Here is an 18,120-nt window from a genome sequence, read left to right on the forward strand (position 1 = left end):
CTGACGCGGCTGCTGGCGCCGACCTCGCGCAGCTTCCGGCGCATGGGCAAGATCGTGGGTCGCAGCGACGACATGATGATCATCCGCGGCGTCAACGTCTTTCCGACCCAGATCGAGGAAATCGTGCTGGCCAATGCCAGCCTCACGGGCCTGTACCAGATGCACATCAGCCGTGAAGGCCTGCTGGACACCGTCGAGGTGCACTGCGAGCTGCAGCCGCAGCGGCGCGGCCTGGGCGATGCCGAGCGCGGCGAGATCGCGCAGTGGGTGCAGCAGCGCATCAAGACCCTGGTGGGCATTTCCACGGCGGTGCGCGTCTTCGATCCCGACACCATCGAGCGCACGCAGACCGGCAAGGCCAGGCGCGTGTACGACAGGCGGCCGCGCTGAGGCACCGCCGGCCGTCGTCAACCATTTCATTCAAGGAGATCGCACATGTATACCCAGGCCATGGACACCATGGGCAAGGAAGCGGGCGATGGCGGCAAGGCCGTGCGCTCGGCCGACGAAATGCGCCTGCAGCAGCGCTTTGACGAGCGCATCGATGCCGGCGAATTCATCGAGGCCAAGGACTGGATGCCCGACAACTACCGCAAGACGCTGCTGCGCCAGATCAGCCAGCACGCGCACAGCGAGATCGTCGGCATGCTGCCCGAGGGCAACTGGATCAGCCGCGCGCCCACGCTCAAGCGCAAGGCCATCCTGCTGGCCAAGGTGCAGGACGAGGGCGGCCATGGCCTGTACCTCTACGCCGCCGCCGAGACGCTGGGCAGCAGCCGCGACCAGATGCTGCACGCGCTGCACACGGGCAAGGCCAAGTACAGCTCCATCTTCAACTACCCCACGCTGACCTGGGCCGACATGGGCACCATCGGCTGGCTGGTGGATGGTGCGGCCATCATGAACCAGGTGCCCATCTGCCGCTGCTCCTATGCGCCCTACGCGCGCGCCATGGTGCGCATCTGCCGCGAGGAGAGCTTTCACCAGCGCCAGGGCTACGAGGCGCTGCTGACCATGATGCAGCAGGGCACCGAGGCGCAGAAGGCCATGGTGCAGGACGCCGTCAACCGCTGGTGGTGGCCGTCCATCATGATGTTCGGCCCGCCCGACGACCAGTCGCCCAACAGCGCGCAGTCCATGCGCTGGGGCATCAAGCGCATCTCCAACGACGCGCTGCGCCAGAAGTTCATCGACGCCACGGTGGACCAGGCCAAGGTGCTGGGCGTGACCCTGCCCGACCCCGACCTGAAATGGAACGAGGCCCGCCAGGCCCATGACCACGGCCCCATCGACTGGGACGAGTTCTGGCGCGTGATCGCCGGAGACGGCCCCTGCAACCGCGAGCGCCTGGGCGCCCGCGTCAAGGCCTGGGACGAAGGCGCCTGGGTGCGCGAGGCCGCCCTGGCCCATGCCCGCAAGCAGACACAGAGAAACCAGACCCGCAAGGAGGCCGCATGACCACCGCCGAACAGAACATCACCAACGAATGGCCGCTGTGGGAAGTCTTCGTCCGCAGCAAGGCCGGCCTGGACCACAAGCACTGCGGTAGCCTGCATGCGGCCGACCCGCAGATGGCGCTGCAGATGGCGCGCGATGTCTACACGCGGCGCCAGGAGGGCGTGAGCGTCTGGGTGGTGCGCTCGGACCAGATCGTGGCCAGCGACCCCGGCGATAAAGACATGTTCTTCGATCCCGCCCAGGACAAGGTCTACCGCCATCCGACCTTCTACCAGCTGCCGCCCTCGGTGGACCACATGTGAGCGGGGAGCTGCCATGAACGCCTCCGCCTCCTCCATCGCCATCGACGCCCGCCCCGAGGTGCAGTACCTGCTGCGCCTGGGCGATACCTGCCTGATCCTGGCCCAGCGCCTGGGCCAGTGGTGCGGCCACGCGCCCATCCTCGAAGAGGACATCGCCATGACCAACATGGCGCTGGACCTGGTCGGCCAGGCACGAGCCCTGCTGACCCGCGCCGGCCAGCTTGAAGGCCGCGCGCACGACGAGGACCAGCTCGCCTTTCTGCGCGACGAGCGCGACTACTTCAACGCCACGCTGGCCGAGCTGCCGCGCGGCGACTTCGCCTTCACCGTGCTGCGCAACGCCATGGCCGCCACCTGGCTGCGCCTGATGTGGGAGCGCTTGGTGCACTCCAGCGACGCCGAGCTGGCCGCCATCGCCGCCAAGGCGCTCAAGGAAGCGCGCTACCACGAGCAGCACGCGGGCGACTGGGTGGTGCGCCTGGGCGACGGCACCGAGGAATCGCGCCAGCGCATGGAGGCGGCCCTGGCCCAGCTGTGGCGCTATGCGGCCGAGCTGTTCACCGACGACGCCACGGACGCCGCCGCACGTGCCAGCGGCCTGGGCCCGGCCTGGTCCGAACTGCGCGAGCCCTGGCAGGCCGAAATGGCCGCCCTGCTGCAGGAGGCCACGCTGGACATGCCGGCCGAATCCGCCTTCCGCAGCACGGGCCGCAACGGCGTGCACAGCGAGCACATGGGCTTCATCCTGGCCGAGATGCAGCACCTGCAGCGCGCCTATCCGGGCGGGGTGTGGTGATGGCTGCCGCACGGCTTGTGGTCGTCACATCTGCTTCGGCCGAGCGCGAGCGCCTGGCCTGGGCCGCGCTGCAGGACGTGCCCGATCCCGAGGTGCCCGTGATCTCGGTCTGCGAGCTGGGCATCGTGCGCGAGGTCCATGCTCTGCCCGAAGGCCAGGGCATGGAGATCGTGCTCACGCCCACCTACTCGGGTTGCCCCGCCACCGAGGTCATCGAGCGCAGCGTGCTCGATGCCATCGAGGCCGCGGGCCTGGGCCCCGCGCGCGCCGTGCTGCGCCGCGCCCCGGCCTGGACCACGGACTGGATCAGCGACGACGGCCGGCGCAAGCTGCGCGAGTACGGCATCGCGCCGCCCGGGCGCTGTGGCGACTCCGGCCTGCCGGAAGGCACCTCGCCCATCCGCCTGGTGCGCCGCCGCCAGGGCATCGCCGTGCCCGATCCCGTTGCCTGCCCGCACTGCGGCAGCGCGCACACCGAGCGGCTGTCGGCCTTCGGCGCCACGGCCTGCAAGGCCCTGCACCGCTGCCTGGACTGCCGCGAACCCTTCGAACACTTCAAGCCGATATGACCACGACCACGATGTTCCACCCGCTGCGCGTGCGCAGCATTGCGCCCGACACGGCCGAGGCCGTGGTCGTCTCCTTCGACGTGCCGCCCGCGCTGCGCGAGGTCTTCGGCTTCACCCAGGGCCAGTACCTCACCCTGCGCCACCAGATCGACGGCCAGGACCTGCGCCGCAGCTACTCCATCTGCGCAGGCGTGGATGACGGCGAGCTGCGCGTGGGTGTGCGCAAGGTGCGCGGCGGCCAGTTCTCCAACTGGATCAACGAGCATCTGCGCCCCGGCGACACGCTGCAGGTCATGGCGCCCCAGGGCCGCTTCTTCGTGCCCATCGAGCCCGGGGCCGCGCGCCACCATGTGGGCATCGCCGGCGGCAGCGGCATCACGCCCATCCTGTCCATCATGAAGACCGTGCTGGCGCGCGAGCCCGCCAGCCGCTTCACGCTGATCTACGGCAACCGCCAGCTGCAGTCCACCATGTTCAAGGAGGAGATCGAGGACCTCAAGAACCGCTACATGTCGCGGCTGTCGCTGCAGCATGTGTTCTCGGACGAGCACACCGACCTGCCGCTGAACATGGGCGTGATGGACCGAGCCAAGATCGCCGAATTCCTGCAGGGCGTGGTGCCGGCCGCGCACATCGACCATGTCTACATCTGCGGACCCTTCCAGATGAACGACGAGGCCGAGGCCGCCCTGCTGGCCGCCGGCGTGGCCGAGGAGCGCATCCACATCGAGCGCTTCGGCGTGGCCCTGCCGGCCGCAGGCCAGGGCACGGTGGGCGCCGTGGTGCACGAGGCCCAGCCCGGCGACGCCGCCACCGCCCGCATCACCCTGGTGCGCGACGGCCTCTCGCGCGAGATCCCCTTCACGCGCGGCCAGGCCAGCATCCTGGACGCGGCCTCCTCGGCCGGGCTGGAAGTGCCCTATTCCTGCACCTCGGGCGTCTGCGGCACCTGCCGCGCCAAGGTGGTCGAGGGCGAAGTGCGCATGGAGCGCAACTTTGCCCTCGACAAGAACGAGGTCGCCTGCGGCTTCGTGCTGACCTGCCAGGCGCATCCGCTGACCGAGCGCGTGGTGCTGTCGTTCGATGAGCGTTGAGGGCCGTCCCGCCAGGGGACGGCCGCGGGCCTACTCGATGCCGATATCCAGCCGCGACACCAGTGCCCGGCCGTGTTCGTTCAGGCCCGTCACCTCGACCGTGCTGCCGTGCTTGCGCAGGCGCTGGCAGACCTTGTCCAGCGCATTGACGGCCGTGATGTCCCAGAAATGCGCGTTGGTCAGTTCGATGCGCACCGGCCGGCCTTCGATGTCCCGCACGTCGAAGGCATCGACCAGCAGGTCGGCCGATGCAAAGAAGACCTGGCCCGAGACCCGGTAGGTCAGGCCTGCGCCGTCCTCCGTCTTCTCGACGGACAGCAGCCTTGAGACCTTGAAGGTGAAGAACACCCCGCTGAGCAGCACGCCGACGCCCACGCCGGCGGCCAGGTTGTCCGTGGCCACGGTGACCACCACGGTGGCCAGCATGACGGCACTGGACAGCTTGGGATGCCTGAGCAGGGCGCGGGCCGATCCCCAGTCCAGCGTGGAGGCCGACACCATCACCATGATGGCCACCAGCGCCGCCACCGGCACCTGGGACACCCAGGGCTTGAGCAGCACCATCAGGATGAGCAGGAAGGCGCCCGCGAACAGCGTGGACAGCCGGCCCCGGCCGCCGTAGCGCACATTGCCCACGGTCTGGCCGATCATGGCGCAGCCGGCAATGCCGCCGAACAGGCTGGCCGCGATGTTGGCCACGCCGATGCCGCTGCACTCGCGGTTCTTGGAGCTGGGCGTGTCCGTGAGTTCATCGACCACGCTGGCCGTCATCATGGACTCCAGCAATCCCACCATGGCGATCGCCAGCGCGGGCAGGGCGATCAGGCGCAGCGTCTCCAGCGACCAAGGCACCTGCGGCAGCCCGAAGCTGGGCAGGCCGTCCGGCAGCAGGCCCAGGTCGGCGACCGTCTTCAGGGGCAGGTCCAGCCAATGCGCCGCCACCGTCAGCACCACGATGCAGACCAGGGGCGAAGGCACGGCCGTGGTCAGCCGGGGCAGGCCGTAGATGATCAGCAGGCCGGCGCCCACCATGGCCCAGGTGGCGGCATTGGCGCCGATCAGGTGCGGCATCTGGGCCGAGAAGATCAGGATGGCCAGCGCATTGACGAAGCCCGTGCGCACCGAGCCCGACACATAGCGCATCAGCACGCCCAGGCCCAGCAGGCCGAACAGGATCTGCACGGCCCCCGCAAGAATGCCGGCCGCAAAAAGATACTGCACGCCATGCGCATGCACCAGCGGAGCGGCCACCAGGGCGACCGAGCCCGCTGCCGCCGACACCATGGCCGGGCGCGCGCCGGTGAAGGCGATGACGATGCTGATGATGAAGGAGGCGAACAGGCCGACGGCCGGATCGACGCCAGCCACGAAGGAGAAGGCGATGACCTCGGGGATCAGCGCAAAGGTGGCCACGGCGCCGGCCATGAGCTCGCGCGGAATGCTGGGCGCCCACTCGGCGCGAAAGGGATGGGGGTGTTTCGACATGGAAATGGCCGGCCCCGTCGCGCTGGGTGTGGCAGGGCAGGATTTTGTAGACGGGAATGAACATGCCGGGCGTCGGGCCATGCCCGAAACCTGGCGGCTTGTACGGTTCGACCGTGCTACGGCGGCGCCAGGCGGGTGCAGCCCGAGCGCCGGCTCTGCGAGCCGCGCGCGATGCGGGCCAGCGTAAAGCTGTGAAGGCGTGCGGCATCGCGGCTGCGCGCTTGGCGAGCCTCGGGTTGACGGTGCCGGTGGACTGAAATCACGGGCGCGATTGTACGAGGGGGTGCTGCCTGCCGTGGGATGGACCCCTGGCCGCAATCAGTCGTAGTGCGCCATGGTGGCGCGGTAGCGCACAGGGCCTTGCTCGGCCGATGAGGCCTGCACCACTTCCACGTAGACGACTTGGCCCGAAGCCGCCGTGTACCTGGCATGGCGAACGCGCCGCCCCATGCCGTAGGAGGGGCCGGGCGTTTCGTCGTCCGCAGTCCGGGAATAGCCTTTGCCGAGCAGGTAGGCATCGAAGGCGTGCGTGGCGGGGCCAATGCTTGCGAACTCCACGTCATAGGACACCAGGCCGTGTGGCGGCTTGTTGCCGTCGCCCACGGTGCCGAAGTACTCCGCCTTGCCCAGCGCGCCCACCAGCGGCGCATGGCGCACCAGGGATGAGATGCCGATGTAGTAGGTGAAGCTGCCGGGCTCGGGCGTGTAGTCCTCCTGCGAGATCAGGCAGAGGGCTGCAGCCAGCCAGCCGAACAGGGCCAGCGGCAGGCACAGGACAAGACTCCACAACAGGGTTCTGGCACGCGGCAGGGGCATGGGATTTGTCGTCGGGCGCCTGGAAAAACAAAACCCGCTTTCCGGGGAAAGCGGGTCTGGATGCTCAAGAACCTTGATGGTCCGAATCAGAACGGAATGTCGTCATCCATGTCGTCAAAGCCCGAGGCCGCGCGCTGGGGCGGGGGTGCCATGGGCGCGGGAGCGGGGCGCTGGGCAGGGGCTTGGCGCGGTGCGGGCGCTGCCATGGGGGCAGGGGCCGGGCGGCGCTGTTGCTGCTGGGGAGGGGCGTCGTAGCCGCTGTCGCCGTAGCCTTCATCGCCGTAGCCGCCGCCTTGCTGGCCACCGCCGCCGCCCTGGCGGCTGCCCAGCATCTGCATGCTGTCGGCACGGATTTCGGTGGCGTAGCGTTCCTGGCCGGAGGCCTGGTCGGTCCACTTGCGCGTGCGCAGGCTGCCTTCGACATAGACCTGGCTGCCCTTGCGCAGGTACTGGCCCACGATTTCAGCCAGGCGGCCGTTGAAGACCACGCGGTGCCACTCGGTGGCTTCCTTGTTCTCGCCGGTGTTCTTGTCGCGCCAGCGGTCAGTGGTGGCGATGGTCACGTTGGCCACCTGATCGCCACTCGGGAAGGTGCGCATTTCGGGGTCGCGTCCGAGGTTGCCGACGATGATGACTTTGTTGACGGATGCCATGAGTGAAATACCTTTACATAGGGAAGTGGCCCGGGCATAGAGGGATGGATCCCGGGCCAGACGCGCCATTGTGCCGCAAGCCGTCCGCCGATGGCAGGGGGCGGATATCCCGTGGCAACCGCCTGTGGCGGCGGCTTGTAACCGTCTGAAAATCCGCCGTTCAGCCGTGGCGGCCCACGGGGCGCAGCGGCCAGGTGACGACCAGCCACAGCACGGCCAGGACGCTCGTCAGGGTGAACAGGCCCGGCATGCCGGCCCATTTGGCGACGGCGCCGCCCAGCGCGCCGCCTGCGAACAGGCCCAGCGATTGCAGCGTGTTGTAGGCGCCCAGCGCCGCGCCGCGCAGCGGAGCCGGGGCCATGCGCGATACCAGGCTGGGCTGGGTGGCCTCCAGCGCGTTGAAGCCGCAGAAGAACACGAACATCAGCACGGCCATGGCCCACAGCGGCGGCTGCGCGCCGCCGGCCGCCAGCAGGCCCAGGCCGATCTGCACGAGGGTGATCAGGGCGATGGCGCCCAGCAGGGCCGCGCGCAGGCGCCCGCGCCGCTCCATGGCGAACAGGCCGCCCATGGCGGCGAAGGACAGCACCACGGCCGGCAGGTAGACATGCCAGTGCGCCTGCTTGTCCAGGCCCGCCTGCACCAGCATGGCGGGCACGGCCACCCACATGGACATCTGCACGGTGTGCAGCACGAACACGCCCAGGTTCAGCCGCACCAGGTCGCCGTGGCGCCACAGCTCGGCCATGCGGCCGCGCGGCTGGTCGGCGTGGCGCGCGGGCTCGGGCGGGACGACCCAGAGCACGACGGCAATGCCCGCCAGCGCCAGGGCGCAGGTCAGGCCGAAGATGCCGGGCAGCCCGCCCCAGGCCGCCAGCAGGGGGCTGAGCACCAGGGCCAGCGCGAACATGAGGCCGATGCTGCCGCCCACCATGGCCATGGCCTTGGTGCGCACGCTGTCGCGCGTGAGGTCGGCCAGCAGCGCGGTCACGGCTGCCGAGACGGCGCCTGCGCCCTGCAGGCCCCGGCCCCACATCAGGCCCAGCAGCGAGTCGGCCGTGGCCGCCAGCAAGCTGCCCGCCGCAAAGACCAGCAGCCCGGCGACGATGACGCGCTTGCGCCCGAAACGGTCCGAAGCCAGGCCCAGGGGCAGCTGGAACACGGCCTGAGTGAGCCCGTACAGGCCCATGGCCAGGCCGATCATGGCCGGATCATCCCCGCCCGGGTATTTGCGGGCCTCCAGCGCGAACACCGGCAGCACCAGGAACAGGCCCAGCATGCGCAGCGCAAAGATCAGCGCCAGGCTGGCGCTGGATCGGCGTTCCTGCGGGGTCATGCGGCCCGATGCGGCCGAGGAGGGGGCTGGCGCCTGGGCGCCGTGGACGGGTGTGGGGGAATCGAGCACGGGGTGCACTGTTGTGGGGGCAAGCAATCCGCCATTCTCGCCCATAGGCCGGCGCTGCGGGGTGGCTGGGTTATGCAAGGCAGTGCAAGACAGTTTTGTGAAGGGGCGCCGCAGAAGGCCCTGCCGCCCCGCAGACCGAGCCGCCATGCGGTGGCACGGGTTCTGACCTATCATGGCGGGTTCGCCTTCGCAGGGGTTTTCCCGATGCCTGGTTCCCACACGATTTCCGAAGACGGCGGCCTGGACCGGGCCGCCGACTCCCGCTCCCAGCCCGACGGCCGCTACCTTGGCCTGGCGCTGGCGCAGTCACGCATCGCCATCCGCGGTGCGCGCACGCACAACCTCAAGAACATCGACCTGGACATTCCGCGCAACCGGCTGGTGGTGATCACCGGGCTGTCGGGCTCGGGCAAGTCCAGCCTGGCCTTCGACACGCTGTATGCCGAGGGCCAGCGCCGCTATGTGGAGAGTCTGTCGGCCTATGCGCGCCAGTTCCTGGGGCGGCTGGACAAGCCCGATGTGGACCTGATCGAGGGCCTGTCGCCCGCCATCAGCATCGAGCAGAAGGCCACCAGCCACAACCCGCGCTCCACCGTGGGCACGGTGACCGAGATCAACGACTACCTGCGCCTGCTGTTCGCACGCGCCGGAACGCCCTACTGCCCCGACCACAACCTGCCGCTGCAGTCCCAGACCATCAGCCAGATGGTGGATGCGGCCCTGGCCCTGCCCGAGGACACGCGCCTCATGGTGCTGGGGCCGCTGGCGCGCAACAAGAAGGGCGAGTTCGCCGAGCTGTTCGCGCAGATGCAGGCCCAGGGCTATGTGCGCTTTCGCATCGACGGCAAGATCCACGAGTCCCATTCCCTGCCCGCGCTGGAGAAGAACGAGCGCCACGACATCGACGTGGTGATCGACCGCCTCAAGGTGCGCGCCGACGCCCAGCAGCGCCTGGCCGAGAGCTTCGAGGCCGCCCTGCGCGCGGGTGGCGCCGACGCCGGCGGCCGCGTGATCGCCCTGGAGATGGACAGCGGCAAGGAACACCTCTTCAGCGCCAAGTTCGCCTGCCCGCTGTGCAGCTATTCGCTGCCCGAGCTGGAGCCGCGCCTGTTCTCGTTCAACTCGCCCATGGGCGCCTGCCCGGGCTGCGACGGCCTGGGCTGCACGGAGTCCTTCGACCCCGAGCGCGTGGTCGCCTTCCCCACGCTGAGCCTGGCCAGCGGCGCCGTCAAGGGCTGGGACCGGCGCAACGGCTACTACTTCTCCATGCTGGAGAGCGTGGCGCGCCACTACGGCACCGATGTGGAACTGCCCTTCGAGGAGCTGCCCGAGAAGGTGCGCCATGTGGTGCTCTGGGGTTCGGGCGAGGAGGAAATGCCCTTCAGCTACGTCTTCGACAGCGGCGCGCGCAAGGGCGAGTCCATGGTCAAGAGCCATCCCTTCGAGGGCATCATCCCCAACATCACGCGGCGCTGGCGCGAGACCGAGTCCAGCGTGGTGCGCGACGACCTGGCGCGGCTGCGCAGCGTCGCCGTCTGCCCCGACTGCGGCGGCACGCGGCTGCGCCGCGAGGCGCGCTTCGTGCGCATCGGCGAGGGCGAGCAGGCCCGCGCCATCTACGAGGTGGGCCATGCCACGCTGGCCGAGGCCCATGCCTGGTGCGCGTCCCTGCAGCTGTCGGGCGCCAAGGCCGAGATCGCGGGCAAGGTGGTGCGCGAGATCGCCTCGCGCCTGCTGTTCCTCAACGACGTGGGCCTGAGCTACCTGAGCCTGGAGCGCGGCGCGGACACCCTGTCCGGCGGCGAGGCCCAGCGCATCCGCCTGGCCAGCCAGATCGGCAGCGGCCTGACGGGCGTGATGTATGTGCTGGACGAGCCCAGCATCGGATTGCACCAGCGCGACAACGACAAGCTCATCGGCACGCTGCAGCACCTGCGCGACATCGGCAACAGCGTCATCGTGGTCGAGCACGACGAGGACATGATGCGCGCGGCCGACCAGATCATCGACCTGGGGCCCGGCGCGGGCGTGCATGGCGGCCGCGTCATGGCCCAGGGCAGCTACGAAGAGGTGCGCGCCAACCCCGATTCACCCACGGGCCGCTACCTGGCGGGCACCCAGCGCATCGAAGTGCCTGCGCGGCGCACGCCCTGGCAACCCGTGCTGGAGGCAACGGCCGAGGGCGAGGCCCGGCCAGCGGCCAAGGGCTTCCCTGCCCGCACCCAGCAGCCCCCCGCCAATCCCGACAACGCAACCGCCCCCGGCGCGCCGCAACTGCAGGCCCTGCGCGTGGTGGGTGCGCGCGGTCACAACCTCAAGGGCGTGACGGCGGACTTTCCCGTGGGCCTGCTGACCTGCGTGACCGGCGTCTCGGGCTCGGGCAAGAGCACCCTGGTCAACGACACGCTCTATACCGAGGCGGCGCGCCAGATCCACCGCGCCGGCGGCGAGGCCGCGCCGCACGACGACATCATCGGCATGGGCCATTTCGACAAGGTCATCAATGTGGACCAGTCGCCCATAGGCCGCACGCCGCGCAGCAACCCGGCCACCTACACGGGCCTGTTCACGCCCATCCGCGACCTGATGGCCGAGACCAACACCGCCAAGGAGCGCGGCTACGGCCCCGGGCGCTTCTCGTTCAACGTGGCCGGCGGCCGCTGCGAGGCCTGCCAGGGCGATGGCGTGGTCAAGGTGGAGATGCACTTCCTGCCCGACGTCTACGTGCCCTGCGACATCTGCAACGGCCAGCGCTACAACCGCGAGACGCTGGAGGTGCAGTGGAAGGGCCGCAACATCTCCCAGATCCTGGAGATGACGGTGGAGGACGCCCACGCCTTCTTCAAGGACGTGCCCACCATCGCCCGCAAGCTGCAGACCCTGCTGGACGTGGGCCTGTCCTATATCCGGCTGGGCCAGAGCGCGACCACGCTGTCGGGCGGCGAGGCGCAGCGCGTCAAGCTGGCCCAGGAGCTGTCCAAGCGCGACACGGGGCGCACGCTCTACATCCTGGACGAGCCCACGACGGGCCTGCACTTCGCCGACATCGCCCTGCTGCTCAAGGTGCTGCAGCAGCTGCGCGATGCGGGCAACACCATCGTGGTCATCGAGCACAACCTGGACGTTATCAAGACGGCCGACTGGATCATCGACATGGGCCCCGAAGGCGGCTCGGGCGGCGGTCAGGTGGTGGCCACGGGCACGCCCGAGGACGTGGCGGCCAACCCGGCCAGCCACACGGGGCGCTATCTGCGGCCCTACCTGGAGGCAGCGGGGGCTCCCGCGCAGGCCAAGCCCGGCCGCAAGAACGCAAAGTGAGGCCGGCCATGGACAGCAGCATCCGTGATTTCGTGGTGGTGGGCGCGGGCATGGCCGGTGCCTCGGTGGCCTGGCAGCTGGCGCGCGATGGCGGCGCCTCGGTGCTGGTGCTGGAGCGCGAATCCCAGCCCGGCTACCACAGCACGGGCCGCTCGGCCGCGCTGTATGAGGAGCACTATGGCCCGCTGCAGGTCCAGGCGCTGACGCGCGCCAGCCGCGCCTTCTACGAGCAGCCGCCGCAAGGCTTTGTGCAGGCGCCCATCCTGGCGCCGCGCGGCGTGCTCTATGTGGGCACGGCTGCGCAGAAGGACCTGCTCGATACCGCCCATGCCGAGGCGCTCCTGCACTCGCCCCAGGCGCGGCGCCTGGGCCCCGATGAACTCAAGGCCCTGGTGCCATGCCTGAATACCGCGCTGCTGGTCGATGGCTTTGCGGACGACGGCGCGCGCGACATCGACGTGCACGGCCTGCATCAGGGATTCCTGCGCGGCCTGCGCCAGTGCGGCGGCGAGCTGCGCTGCAGCGCCGAGGTCCGCGCGCTGGCGCAGGACGGCGGTGTCTGGACCCTGGACCTGGCCGACGGCAGCCAGGTGCGTGGGCGCTGCGTGGTCAACGCCGCCGGCGCCTGGGCCGATGCGCTGGGCGCGCTGGCGGGCGCAGCGCCCATCGGCCTGGTGCCCAAGCGGCGCAGTGCCTTCACCTTTGCCGTGCCCGAAGGCATGGACGCCGCGCACTGGCCCGCCGTGATCAGCGCCGACGAGGGCTTTTACTTCAAGCCCGATGCAGGCCAGCTGCTGGGCTCGCCCGCCAACGCCGACCCCGTGGCGCCGCAGGACGTGGCGCCCGAGGAACTGGACGTGGCCACGGGCATCTGGCGCATCGAGGAAGTGACCACGCTGCAGATTCGCCGCCCCTCCCACACCTGGGCCGGGCTGCGCAGCTTTGTGGCCGACGGCGAGATGGCCGTGGGCTGGGATGCTTCGCCTGCGCCGCTGCCGGGCTTTTTCTGGGTGGCCGCCCAGGGCGGCTACGGCATACAGAGCGCCTTCGGCTACAGCCTGCTGGCGCGCAACCTGCTGTGCGGCGAGCCGCTGGATGCGCGCCTGGCCGCGCAGGGCGTGCAGCCTGAACGGCTGTCGCCCGCGCGCTGTCAGCGCGGCTGAGGCTCAGAGCGGCGAGCGCCGCGCAAAGCGCACCACGGTCACGCCCGCACGCGCCTGGCGCACCGAGGGCATGACCAGCACGCAGTCGCCATAGGGCGTGATCACCGGCTCGCCATCGTTATCGCCGATCACCGTGCCGGCCTTCTCGAAGCGCTCCAGCCCCGTGAACGGCGCCGTGAAGCGAAAGCCGCTGCTCTTGGCCACCACGGGCGCCGTGACTTCCAGCGCCCACTGGGCCGGTGCGTCGGCCTGCTTCCAGCCGGGCAGGGCGGCTTGCAGCGCGCTGTTGTCGAAGATGGCGGCCACTTCGAGGAAACGCAGGCACTGGTCGTGCGCCACATCGCGGCTGGCCAGATCGCCGTGGAAGCCGCATTCGATCAGCAGCGAGCGCGAGTCGCCGGCCTCGGCGTCGGGCAGGCCGAAGCGTCCGTAGTCGCGCAGCCGCGTGCCGTCCTTGTGGCCGGCATCCACGACGATGTTCGCCGGCGCGCCCATCTGGCGTGCCAGATCGCGGTTGCGCGGCTGCATGCCGGTCAGCAGCAGCGGGGCCGAGGGCTCGTGCATGGAATGCAGGTCCAGCAGCCAGTCGGCCTGCTGCACGAAGGGGCGCAGCGCGGCGGCGCGGCGGCGTTCGCGGGTGCTGCCCTCGTCGATGCGTGCGTCTATCCACTGGCGGTTCATGTCCTCGTCCACGAAGCGCGAGGCATCGTGGCTGGCCGCGTCGAAGCGGTCGAAGGCATCGAGGTTGGCCAGCACCAGGGTCAGGCGGCCGTTGTCCAGAGCCAGTCCGTTGCTCAGGGCCTGAAGCAGCCCGGACACGGCCCAGGCGCCGCAGATCTCGTTGCCGTGCACCAGCGCGGAAATCATCACGTGGCGGCCCGGGCGTCCCGAGTCGAATTGCCACACGCCCTCGGTACCGGTATTGCCCGCGCGCCAGGCGCTCAGGTCGGGCAGGGGAAGGTCAAATCGCAAAGTTTCCATCACTCACTCCGTGGTCTACAACCCTGATGCAATGCGCACTGCCTTTGGAACTGGCGTGACCCAGGCGAGGGACAGCGAGCAAGGGCCGCCCCGCAGCGAGGCTGTCGTCCCCCTTCAAGGGGGAAGGCGCGGAGCGACTCAGGGGGTTATTTAGTTCTCAATATGGGCGAATTGGACGATTTTTGTGTACTTGGCGATCTCGGCGTTGATGTACTTGCCGGCATCCGTCTTGGGATCGGCCACCACCGAGCCTGCCTCTTCCATCTTCTTGCGGAACTCGGGCGAGGCCATGGTCTCGTCCAGCGCCTTCTTGACCTTGGCGGCCACGGGTGCGGGCAGGCCCTTGGGCGCCATCAGCGCGAACCAGACGTTGATGTCCACGTTCTTGTACTGGGGCAGCTCGGACAGGGCCGGGATGTCGGGCGTGATGGCCGAGCGCTTGGCCTCCGTCGTGCCCAGGGCGATGACCTTGCCCGCGCGGATCTGGGGCAGGCCCGAGGACAGCACGAACATGCCGAACTCGATGTTGTTGCCCACCAGGTCCGTGGTCAGGGGCGCCACGCCCCGGTAGGGGATGTGGGTCATGTGCAGCTTGCCCTGCTCCTTGATCATTTCACCGGCCAGGTGCAGTGCCGTGCCCACGCCCGAGCTGCCGTAGCTGAACTTGCCCGGGTTCTTGGCCACCAGGGCGCTGAACTCGGCGGCTGTCTTGACGCCGGCCTTCTGCGAGGCCACCAGCACCATGGGCTGGGAGCCGATCATGCCGATGGGCGTGAAGTCGCCGATGGAGTACTTGATGCTCTTGTTGATCAGCCGTGCGATGGCCAGCTCGTTGTTGGCGCCCACGAACAGCGTGTAGCCGTCGGGCGTGGCCTTGACGGCCTTTTGCGCGCCGATGGCGCCGCCTGCGCCGCCCAGGTTCTCCACCACCACGGGCTGGCCCAGGCGCGAGGCCAGGCCATCGGCCACGAAGCGGCCCACCAGGTCGGTGCTGCCGCCGGCGGGGTAGCCCACGATCATGGTGATGGCACGGTTGGGGTAGCTGGCGGCGTCGTCGGCCAAGGCGCTGCCGGTGGCGGCGATCAGCAGGCCGCAGGCCAGGGCGGTGCGGCGCAGGAGGGAGTTGCTGGGCATGGGGTTATTCCTGAAATGTATGAGATTGATTGTGCGAAGGACTACCCAGGCATTTGGTGCTGATTCGGCACGAGGCGGAGCCATTGCAGCACCAAAACCCGCTTGTTCCACAGCGCGGTGCGGGTTTGCACCAGGAGGGCGCATGCATGCACCCGTCAGGCGCCCGTGATGTCGCTCCAGAACTGCTCGGCAGCAGGACCCAGGTGGCGCTTGGGACGGTACAGGCGCACGTCGAAGTGCACTTCCAGGCCCGGGTCGCCGGCCACGGCCAGGCGGCCGGCCTGGCAGTCGCCGCGCACCATGGACCACGGCATCCAGGCCAGGCCCAGGCCGCGCAGCACGTATTCGTAGTGGGCGTCGGCCGAGTCGCAGTCCACGCAGCGGCGCAGGCGCGGCGCCAGCGGATGCCGGGCCAGGTGGTCTTCCACCAGGCGGCCCAGGGCCATGCTGTGCGAGAAGGCCAGGTAGGGCACGGGAGCGACGGGCTGGTGGCTGGCCGACAGCTCGTACAGCGGGCGGCCCTGGGCATCGGCGCGGGCCACGGGCACCAGCCTGTCCTGCATCACCGTCAGGTAGCTGAACTGGCGACCGTCCAGGCGCACGCCAATGGCGGCGTGGTGGTAGACCAGCGTGAAGCTGACTTCGCCGCGCTGCAGCATGGCCACGGTCTCGTCCAGCGTGCGCGTGACCACGCGCAGCTCGGCCGTCTGCAGCACGCTGCCGTGGCGCGTCAGCCAGTCGGCCACGATGGTGCGCGCCAGTGTGCGTCCTGTGGCCAGGGTGATGACGCGGGCCTGGCGCCCGGCCACGGCCTGCAGTTCATCGTGCGACTGGGCCAGCGTGCGCACCAGTTGCTCGGCCGTATCGCGGAAGGCTTCGCCGGCCGGCGTCAGCCGCACGGGGCCGCCGCCGGGCTCGACCAGGGGCGTGCCGGCCCAGGCCTCCAGCGCGCGGATGCGCCGCCCGAAGGCCGGATGGGTGACATGGCGCAGCTCGGCCGCGCGCGTGAAGCTGCGCTCCTGGGCCAGCAGCAGGAAGTCTTCCAGCCATTTGCCTTGCATGGCCGGGCTTCCCTGCCGTCTCAGGCGGCGGCTGCGTCTTGCAGCGTCTGGCGCGTGGCCTGGGCGGCGGTGCGCGCGGCGGCAGCGAAGTCGTCGCCCTGCGATGCATAGAGCACCGCACGCGAGGAATTGATGATGATGGGGCCGCCGCCGATGCGCGCCGCCTTGACCGTGGCCACGGCATCGCCCCCCTGGGCGCCCACGCCGGGAATCAGCAGCGGCAGCGAGGGCGCGAATTCACGCACGCGCTCGATTTCCTGCGGGCGCGTGGCGCCCACCACCAGGCCGAGCTGGCCGTTGGTGTTCCAGGGGCCTTGCGCCAGGCGCGCCACATGCTCGAACAGGTGGGGCTGGCCCGGCAGGTCGGCCAGGCGCTGCGCCTGCAGGTCGTCACCGCCGGGGTTGGAGGTGCGGCACAGCAGGAAGGCGCCCTTGCCCTCGTACTGCAGGTAGGGCGTGATAGAGTCGAAGCCCATGAAGGGCGACAGGGTCACGGCGTCGGCGCCGTAGCGCTCGAAGGCTTCCTTGGCGTATTGCTCGGCCGTGGAGCCGATGTCGCCGCGCTTGGCGTCCAGGATGATGGGCACATGGGGGGCGACGGCGCGCATGTGGGCCATGAGCTTTTCCAGCTGGTCTTCGGCGCGGTGGGCCGCGAAGTAGGCGATCTGGGGCTTGAAGGAGTTCACCAGGTCGGCCGTGGCGTCGACGATGGCGGCGCAGAAGTCGTAGATTTTGCTTGCATCGCCGCGCATGGCCGCAGGAAAGCGGCTGGGTTCGGGGTCCAGGCCCACGCACAGCATGGATTGGTTCTGGGCGGTGGCATTGCGCAGCATGTCGAGAAAGGTCATGGGGCGCGATTTTAGCGATCGGCCCTTCCCGGGGCCTGTCGCCGGGCATCCAGCGGGCCTGGCGGCCCGCGGGCACAATCGGCGGCCTATGCCTGCCTTCACCGCCCGACAAATCCTTTTGCTGATCGCGCTGACCCTGATCTGGGGCATCAACTGGCCGGTGATGAAGCTGGGCGTGCAGCATTTCCCGCCGCTGAGTTTCCGCATGGCCTCAATGTGGGTGGGGCTGCCCATCCTGGCGGCCTTCGTGGTCTGGCGCCGCCTGCCGCTGGCCGTGCCGCGTGCCTATTGGCCCCGGCTGGCGCAGCTGACGCTGTTCAACATGGTGCTGTGGAACAGCCTGATCATCATTGCCATCCCCATGCTCTCCAGCGGGCGGGCGGCCATCCTGGGCTACACCATGCCCATCTTCTCGGCCGTGCTGGGCAGCCTGTTCTTCCATGACCGGCTGGCGCCGCGTGCCTGGGCGGGTGTGGCGGCGGCCTTGGCGGGCGTGCTCCTGCTGCTGTGGCACGAGGTCGGCGCCCTGGGCAGCCGCCCCATCGGCGTGGGCCTGATGCTGGCCGCCGCGCTGAGCTGGGCCTTCGGCACGCAGAAGCTGCGCCGCGCCGAGGTGCCCGTGCCCCTGCTGACGATGACGCTGTGGATGGTGGCGCTGACCGCGCTGACGCTCACGGTGCTGGCCTTCGTCTTCGAGCGCCACCTGTGGCACTGGCCCGACGCCCAGGCCACGGGCGCCATCGTCTTCAACGGCGTGCTGGTGCTGGGCTTTGGCCAGACGGTCTGGTTCTTCCTGGCGCGCAGCCTGCCGCCCGTGGCCTCCACGCTGAGCGTGATGATGATCCCCGTGCTGGGCGTGTTCAGCGGCGCCTGGTGGCTGGGCGAGGTGCTGCACTGGCAGGACTGGACGGCCGTGGCGCTGATGGTGGTGGCCATCGCATCGGTACTGTGGCCGGCGCGCGGCCGCTGAGGGCAAGCAGGGGAAGGTCGGGAGAAGAAGACGCAGCCTGACTGCGCACACGGGCGCAGTCAGGCTG

General features: G+C 69.6%; 16 protein-coding genes and 1 pseudogene. 9 read left to right on the forward strand and 8 right to left on the reverse strand.

All coding sequences use genetic code 11. From position 1 onward, the window contains the following. The 6 genes and pseudogenes from ACM14_RS25390 to paaE all read left to right on the forward strand — a co-directional run. Positions 1-390 (forward strand): annotated as a pseudogene (locus ACM14_RS25390) (phenylacetate--CoA ligase); the annotation flags it as partial. 45 nt (positions 391-435) lie between these two features. Beyond that, on the forward strand, positions 436-1,458 hold the full coding sequence (gene paaA / locus ACM14_RS25395) for a 1,2-phenylacetyl-CoA epoxidase subunit PaaA (RefSeq protein WP_012202742.1): 1,023 nt from the start codon (positions 436-438) through the stop codon (positions 1,456-1,458). Further along, on the forward strand, positions 1,455-1,760 hold the full coding sequence (gene paaB, locus ACM14_RS25400; protein WP_013804631.1) for a 1,2-phenylacetyl-CoA epoxidase subunit PaaB: 306 nt from the start codon (positions 1,455-1,457) through the stop codon (positions 1,758-1,760). The genes paaA and paaB overlap by 4 nt, the downstream gene beginning before the upstream one ends. 13 nt (positions 1,761-1,773) lie before the next feature. Then, positions 1,774-2,556 (forward strand): 1,2-phenylacetyl-CoA epoxidase subunit PaaC, encoded by a 783-nt coding sequence (gene paaC, locus ACM14_RS25405; protein WP_043825951.1) that lies wholly within the window; start codon positions 1,774-1,776, stop codon positions 2,554-2,556. After that, the gene (gene paaD, locus ACM14_RS25410) at positions 2,556-3,125 is read left to right on the forward strand and encodes a 1,2-phenylacetyl-CoA epoxidase subunit PaaD (RefSeq protein ID WP_065347703.1); all 570 of its coding nucleotides are present in this window, start codon (positions 2,556-2,558) and stop codon (positions 3,123-3,125) included. Before paaC ends, paaD begins: the two co-directional genes overlap by 1 nt. Then, positions 3,122-4,219: a 1,2-phenylacetyl-CoA epoxidase subunit PaaE gene (paaE, locus tag ACM14_RS25415; RefSeq protein ID WP_065347704.1), complete on the forward strand. Its 1,098-nt coding sequence runs from the start codon at positions 3,122-3,124 to the stop codon at positions 4,217-4,219. Before paaD ends, paaE begins: the two co-directional genes overlap by 4 nt. A gap of 30 nt (positions 4,220-4,249) precedes the next feature. Here the strand turns inward: paaE and ACM14_RS25420 are convergent, their stop codons facing one another. The 4 genes from ACM14_RS25420 to ACM14_RS25435 form a co-directional block, all read right to left on the reverse strand. After that, a complete protein-coding gene (locus ACM14_RS25420; protein ID WP_065347705.1) occupies positions 4,250-5,704 on the reverse strand; it encodes a SulP family inorganic anion transporter in 1,455 nt (484 codons plus the stop codon). 318 nt (positions 5,705-6,022) lie between these two features. Further along, positions 6,023-6,520 carry a hypothetical protein gene (locus ACM14_RS25425; RefSeq protein WP_065347706.1) on the reverse strand — a complete coding sequence of 166 codons (498 nt, stop codon included), beginning with the start codon at positions 6,518-6,520 and terminating at the stop codon, positions 6,023-6,025. Positions 6,521-6,606: 86 nt separating this feature from the next. Continuing rightward, a complete protein-coding gene (gene ssb, locus ACM14_RS25430) occupies positions 6,607-7,173 on the reverse strand; it encodes a single-stranded DNA-binding protein (RefSeq protein ID WP_012202749.1) in 567 nt (188 codons plus the stop codon). 160 nt (positions 7,174-7,333) lie between these two features. Then, positions 7,334-8,509 carry an MFS transporter gene (locus tag ACM14_RS25435; protein WP_043796511.1) on the reverse strand — a complete coding sequence of 392 codons (1,176 nt, stop codon included), beginning with the start codon at positions 8,507-8,509 and terminating at the stop codon, positions 7,334-7,336. Between the two features lie 273 nt (positions 8,510-8,782). On the opposite strand from ACM14_RS25435, the gene uvrA reads away from it, so the two are divergent. Beyond that, the gene (gene uvrA, locus ACM14_RS25440; RefSeq protein ID WP_065347707.1) at positions 8,783-11,896 is read left to right on the forward strand and encodes an excinuclease ABC subunit UvrA; all 3,114 of its coding nucleotides are present in this window, start codon (positions 8,783-8,785) and stop codon (positions 11,894-11,896) included. An 8-nt stretch (positions 11,897-11,904) separates the two neighbouring features. Continuing rightward, positions 11,905-13,059, forward strand: coding sequence for an FAD-binding oxidoreductase (locus tag ACM14_RS25445; protein WP_065347708.1), 1,155 nt, complete (start codon positions 11,905-11,907; stop codon positions 13,057-13,059). Positions 13,060-13,062: 3 nt separating this feature from the next. Here ACM14_RS25445 and ACM14_RS25450 read toward each other — a convergent pair whose 3' ends face one another. From ACM14_RS25450 to pyrF, 4 genes are all read right to left on the reverse strand, one after another. Then, positions 13,063-14,040: a succinylglutamate desuccinylase/aspartoacylase family protein gene (locus ACM14_RS25450; protein ID WP_065347709.1), complete on the reverse strand. Its 978-nt coding sequence runs from the start codon at positions 14,038-14,040 to the stop codon at positions 13,063-13,065. A 150-nt stretch (positions 14,041-14,190) separates the two neighbouring features. After that, positions 14,191-15,174 (reverse strand): tripartite tricarboxylate transporter substrate binding protein, encoded by a 984-nt coding sequence (locus ACM14_RS25455; protein ID WP_043825320.1) that lies wholly within the window; start codon positions 15,172-15,174, stop codon positions 14,191-14,193. A gap of 155 nt (positions 15,175-15,329) precedes the next feature. Continuing rightward, positions 15,330-16,235, reverse strand: coding sequence for a LysR family transcriptional regulator (locus ACM14_RS25460; protein WP_012202755.1), 906 nt, complete (start codon positions 16,233-16,235; stop codon positions 15,330-15,332). Positions 16,236-16,255: 20 nt separating this feature from the next. Continuing rightward, the gene (gene pyrF / locus ACM14_RS25465) at positions 16,256-17,083 is read right to left on the reverse strand and encodes an orotidine-5'-phosphate decarboxylase (RefSeq protein WP_012202756.1); all 828 of its coding nucleotides are present in this window, start codon (positions 17,081-17,083) and stop codon (positions 16,256-16,258) included. A gap of 88 nt (positions 17,084-17,171) precedes the next feature. On the opposite strand from pyrF, the gene ACM14_RS25470 reads away from it, so the two are divergent. Beyond that, a complete protein-coding gene (locus tag ACM14_RS25470; protein WP_034389732.1) occupies positions 17,172-18,053 on the forward strand; it encodes a DMT family transporter in 882 nt (293 codons plus the stop codon). Positions 18,054-18,120: the final 67 nt, after the last annotated feature.

Source organism: Delftia sp. JD2 (assembly GCF_001682645.1).
Taxonomy (GTDB): Bacteria; Pseudomonadota; Gammaproteobacteria; order Burkholderiales; family Burkholderiaceae_C; genus Comamonas; species Comamonas acidovorans.

Bases quoted from the DNA above. Each gene is read 5' to 3' on its own strand.
- paaA (WP_012202742.1), top strand. From the start codon at position 436: ATGTATACCCAGGCCATGGACACCATGGGCAAGGAAGCGGGCGATGGC.
- paaB (WP_013804631.1), top strand. From the start codon at position 1,455: ATGACCACCGCCGAACAGAACATCACCAACGAATGGCCGCTGTGGGAA.
- paaC (WP_043825951.1), top strand. From the start codon at position 1,774: ATGAACGCCTCCGCCTCCTCCATCGCCATCGACGCCCGCCCCGAGGTG.
- paaD (WP_065347703.1), top strand. From the start codon at position 2,556: ATGGCTGCCGCACGGCTTGTGGTCGTCACATCTGCTTCGGCCGAGCGC.
- paaE (WP_065347704.1), top strand. From the start codon at position 3,122: ATGACCACGACCACGATGTTCCACCCGCTGCGCGTGCGCAGCATTGCG.
- ACM14_RS25420 (WP_065347705.1), bottom strand. From the start codon at position 5,704: ATGTCGAAACACCCCCATCCCTTTCGCGCCGAGTGGGCGCCCAGCATT.
- ACM14_RS25425 (WP_065347706.1), bottom strand. From the start codon at position 6,520: ATGCCCCTGCCGCGTGCCAGAACCCTGTTGTGGAGTCTTGTCCTGTGC.
- ssb (WP_012202749.1), bottom strand. From the start codon at position 7,173: ATGGCATCCGTCAACAAAGTCATCATCGTCGGCAACCTCGGACGCGAC.
- ACM14_RS25435 (WP_043796511.1), bottom strand. From the start codon at position 8,509: ATGACCCCGCAGGAACGCCGATCCAGCGCCAGCCTGGCGCTGATCTTT.
- uvrA (WP_065347707.1), top strand. From the start codon at position 8,783: ATGCCTGGTTCCCACACGATTTCCGAAGACGGCGGCCTGGACCGGGCC.
- ACM14_RS25445 (WP_065347708.1), top strand. From the start codon at position 11,905: ATGGACAGCAGCATCCGTGATTTCGTGGTGGTGGGCGCGGGCATGGCC.
- ACM14_RS25450 (WP_065347709.1), bottom strand. From the start codon at position 14,040: ATGGAAACTTTGCGATTTGACCTTCCCCTGCCCGACCTGAGCGCCTGG.
- ACM14_RS25455 (WP_043825320.1), bottom strand. From the start codon at position 15,174: ATGCCCAGCAACTCCCTCCTGCGCCGCACCGCCCTGGCCTGCGGCCTG.
- ACM14_RS25460 (WP_012202755.1), bottom strand. From the start codon at position 16,235: ATGCAAGGCAAATGGCTGGAAGACTTCCTGCTGCTGGCCCAGGAGCGC.
- pyrF (WP_012202756.1), bottom strand. From the start codon at position 17,083: ATGACCTTTCTCGACATGCTGCGCAATGCCACCGCCCAGAACCAATCC.
- ACM14_RS25470 (WP_034389732.1), top strand. From the start codon at position 17,172: ATGCCTGCCTTCACCGCCCGACAAATCCTTTTGCTGATCGCGCTGACC.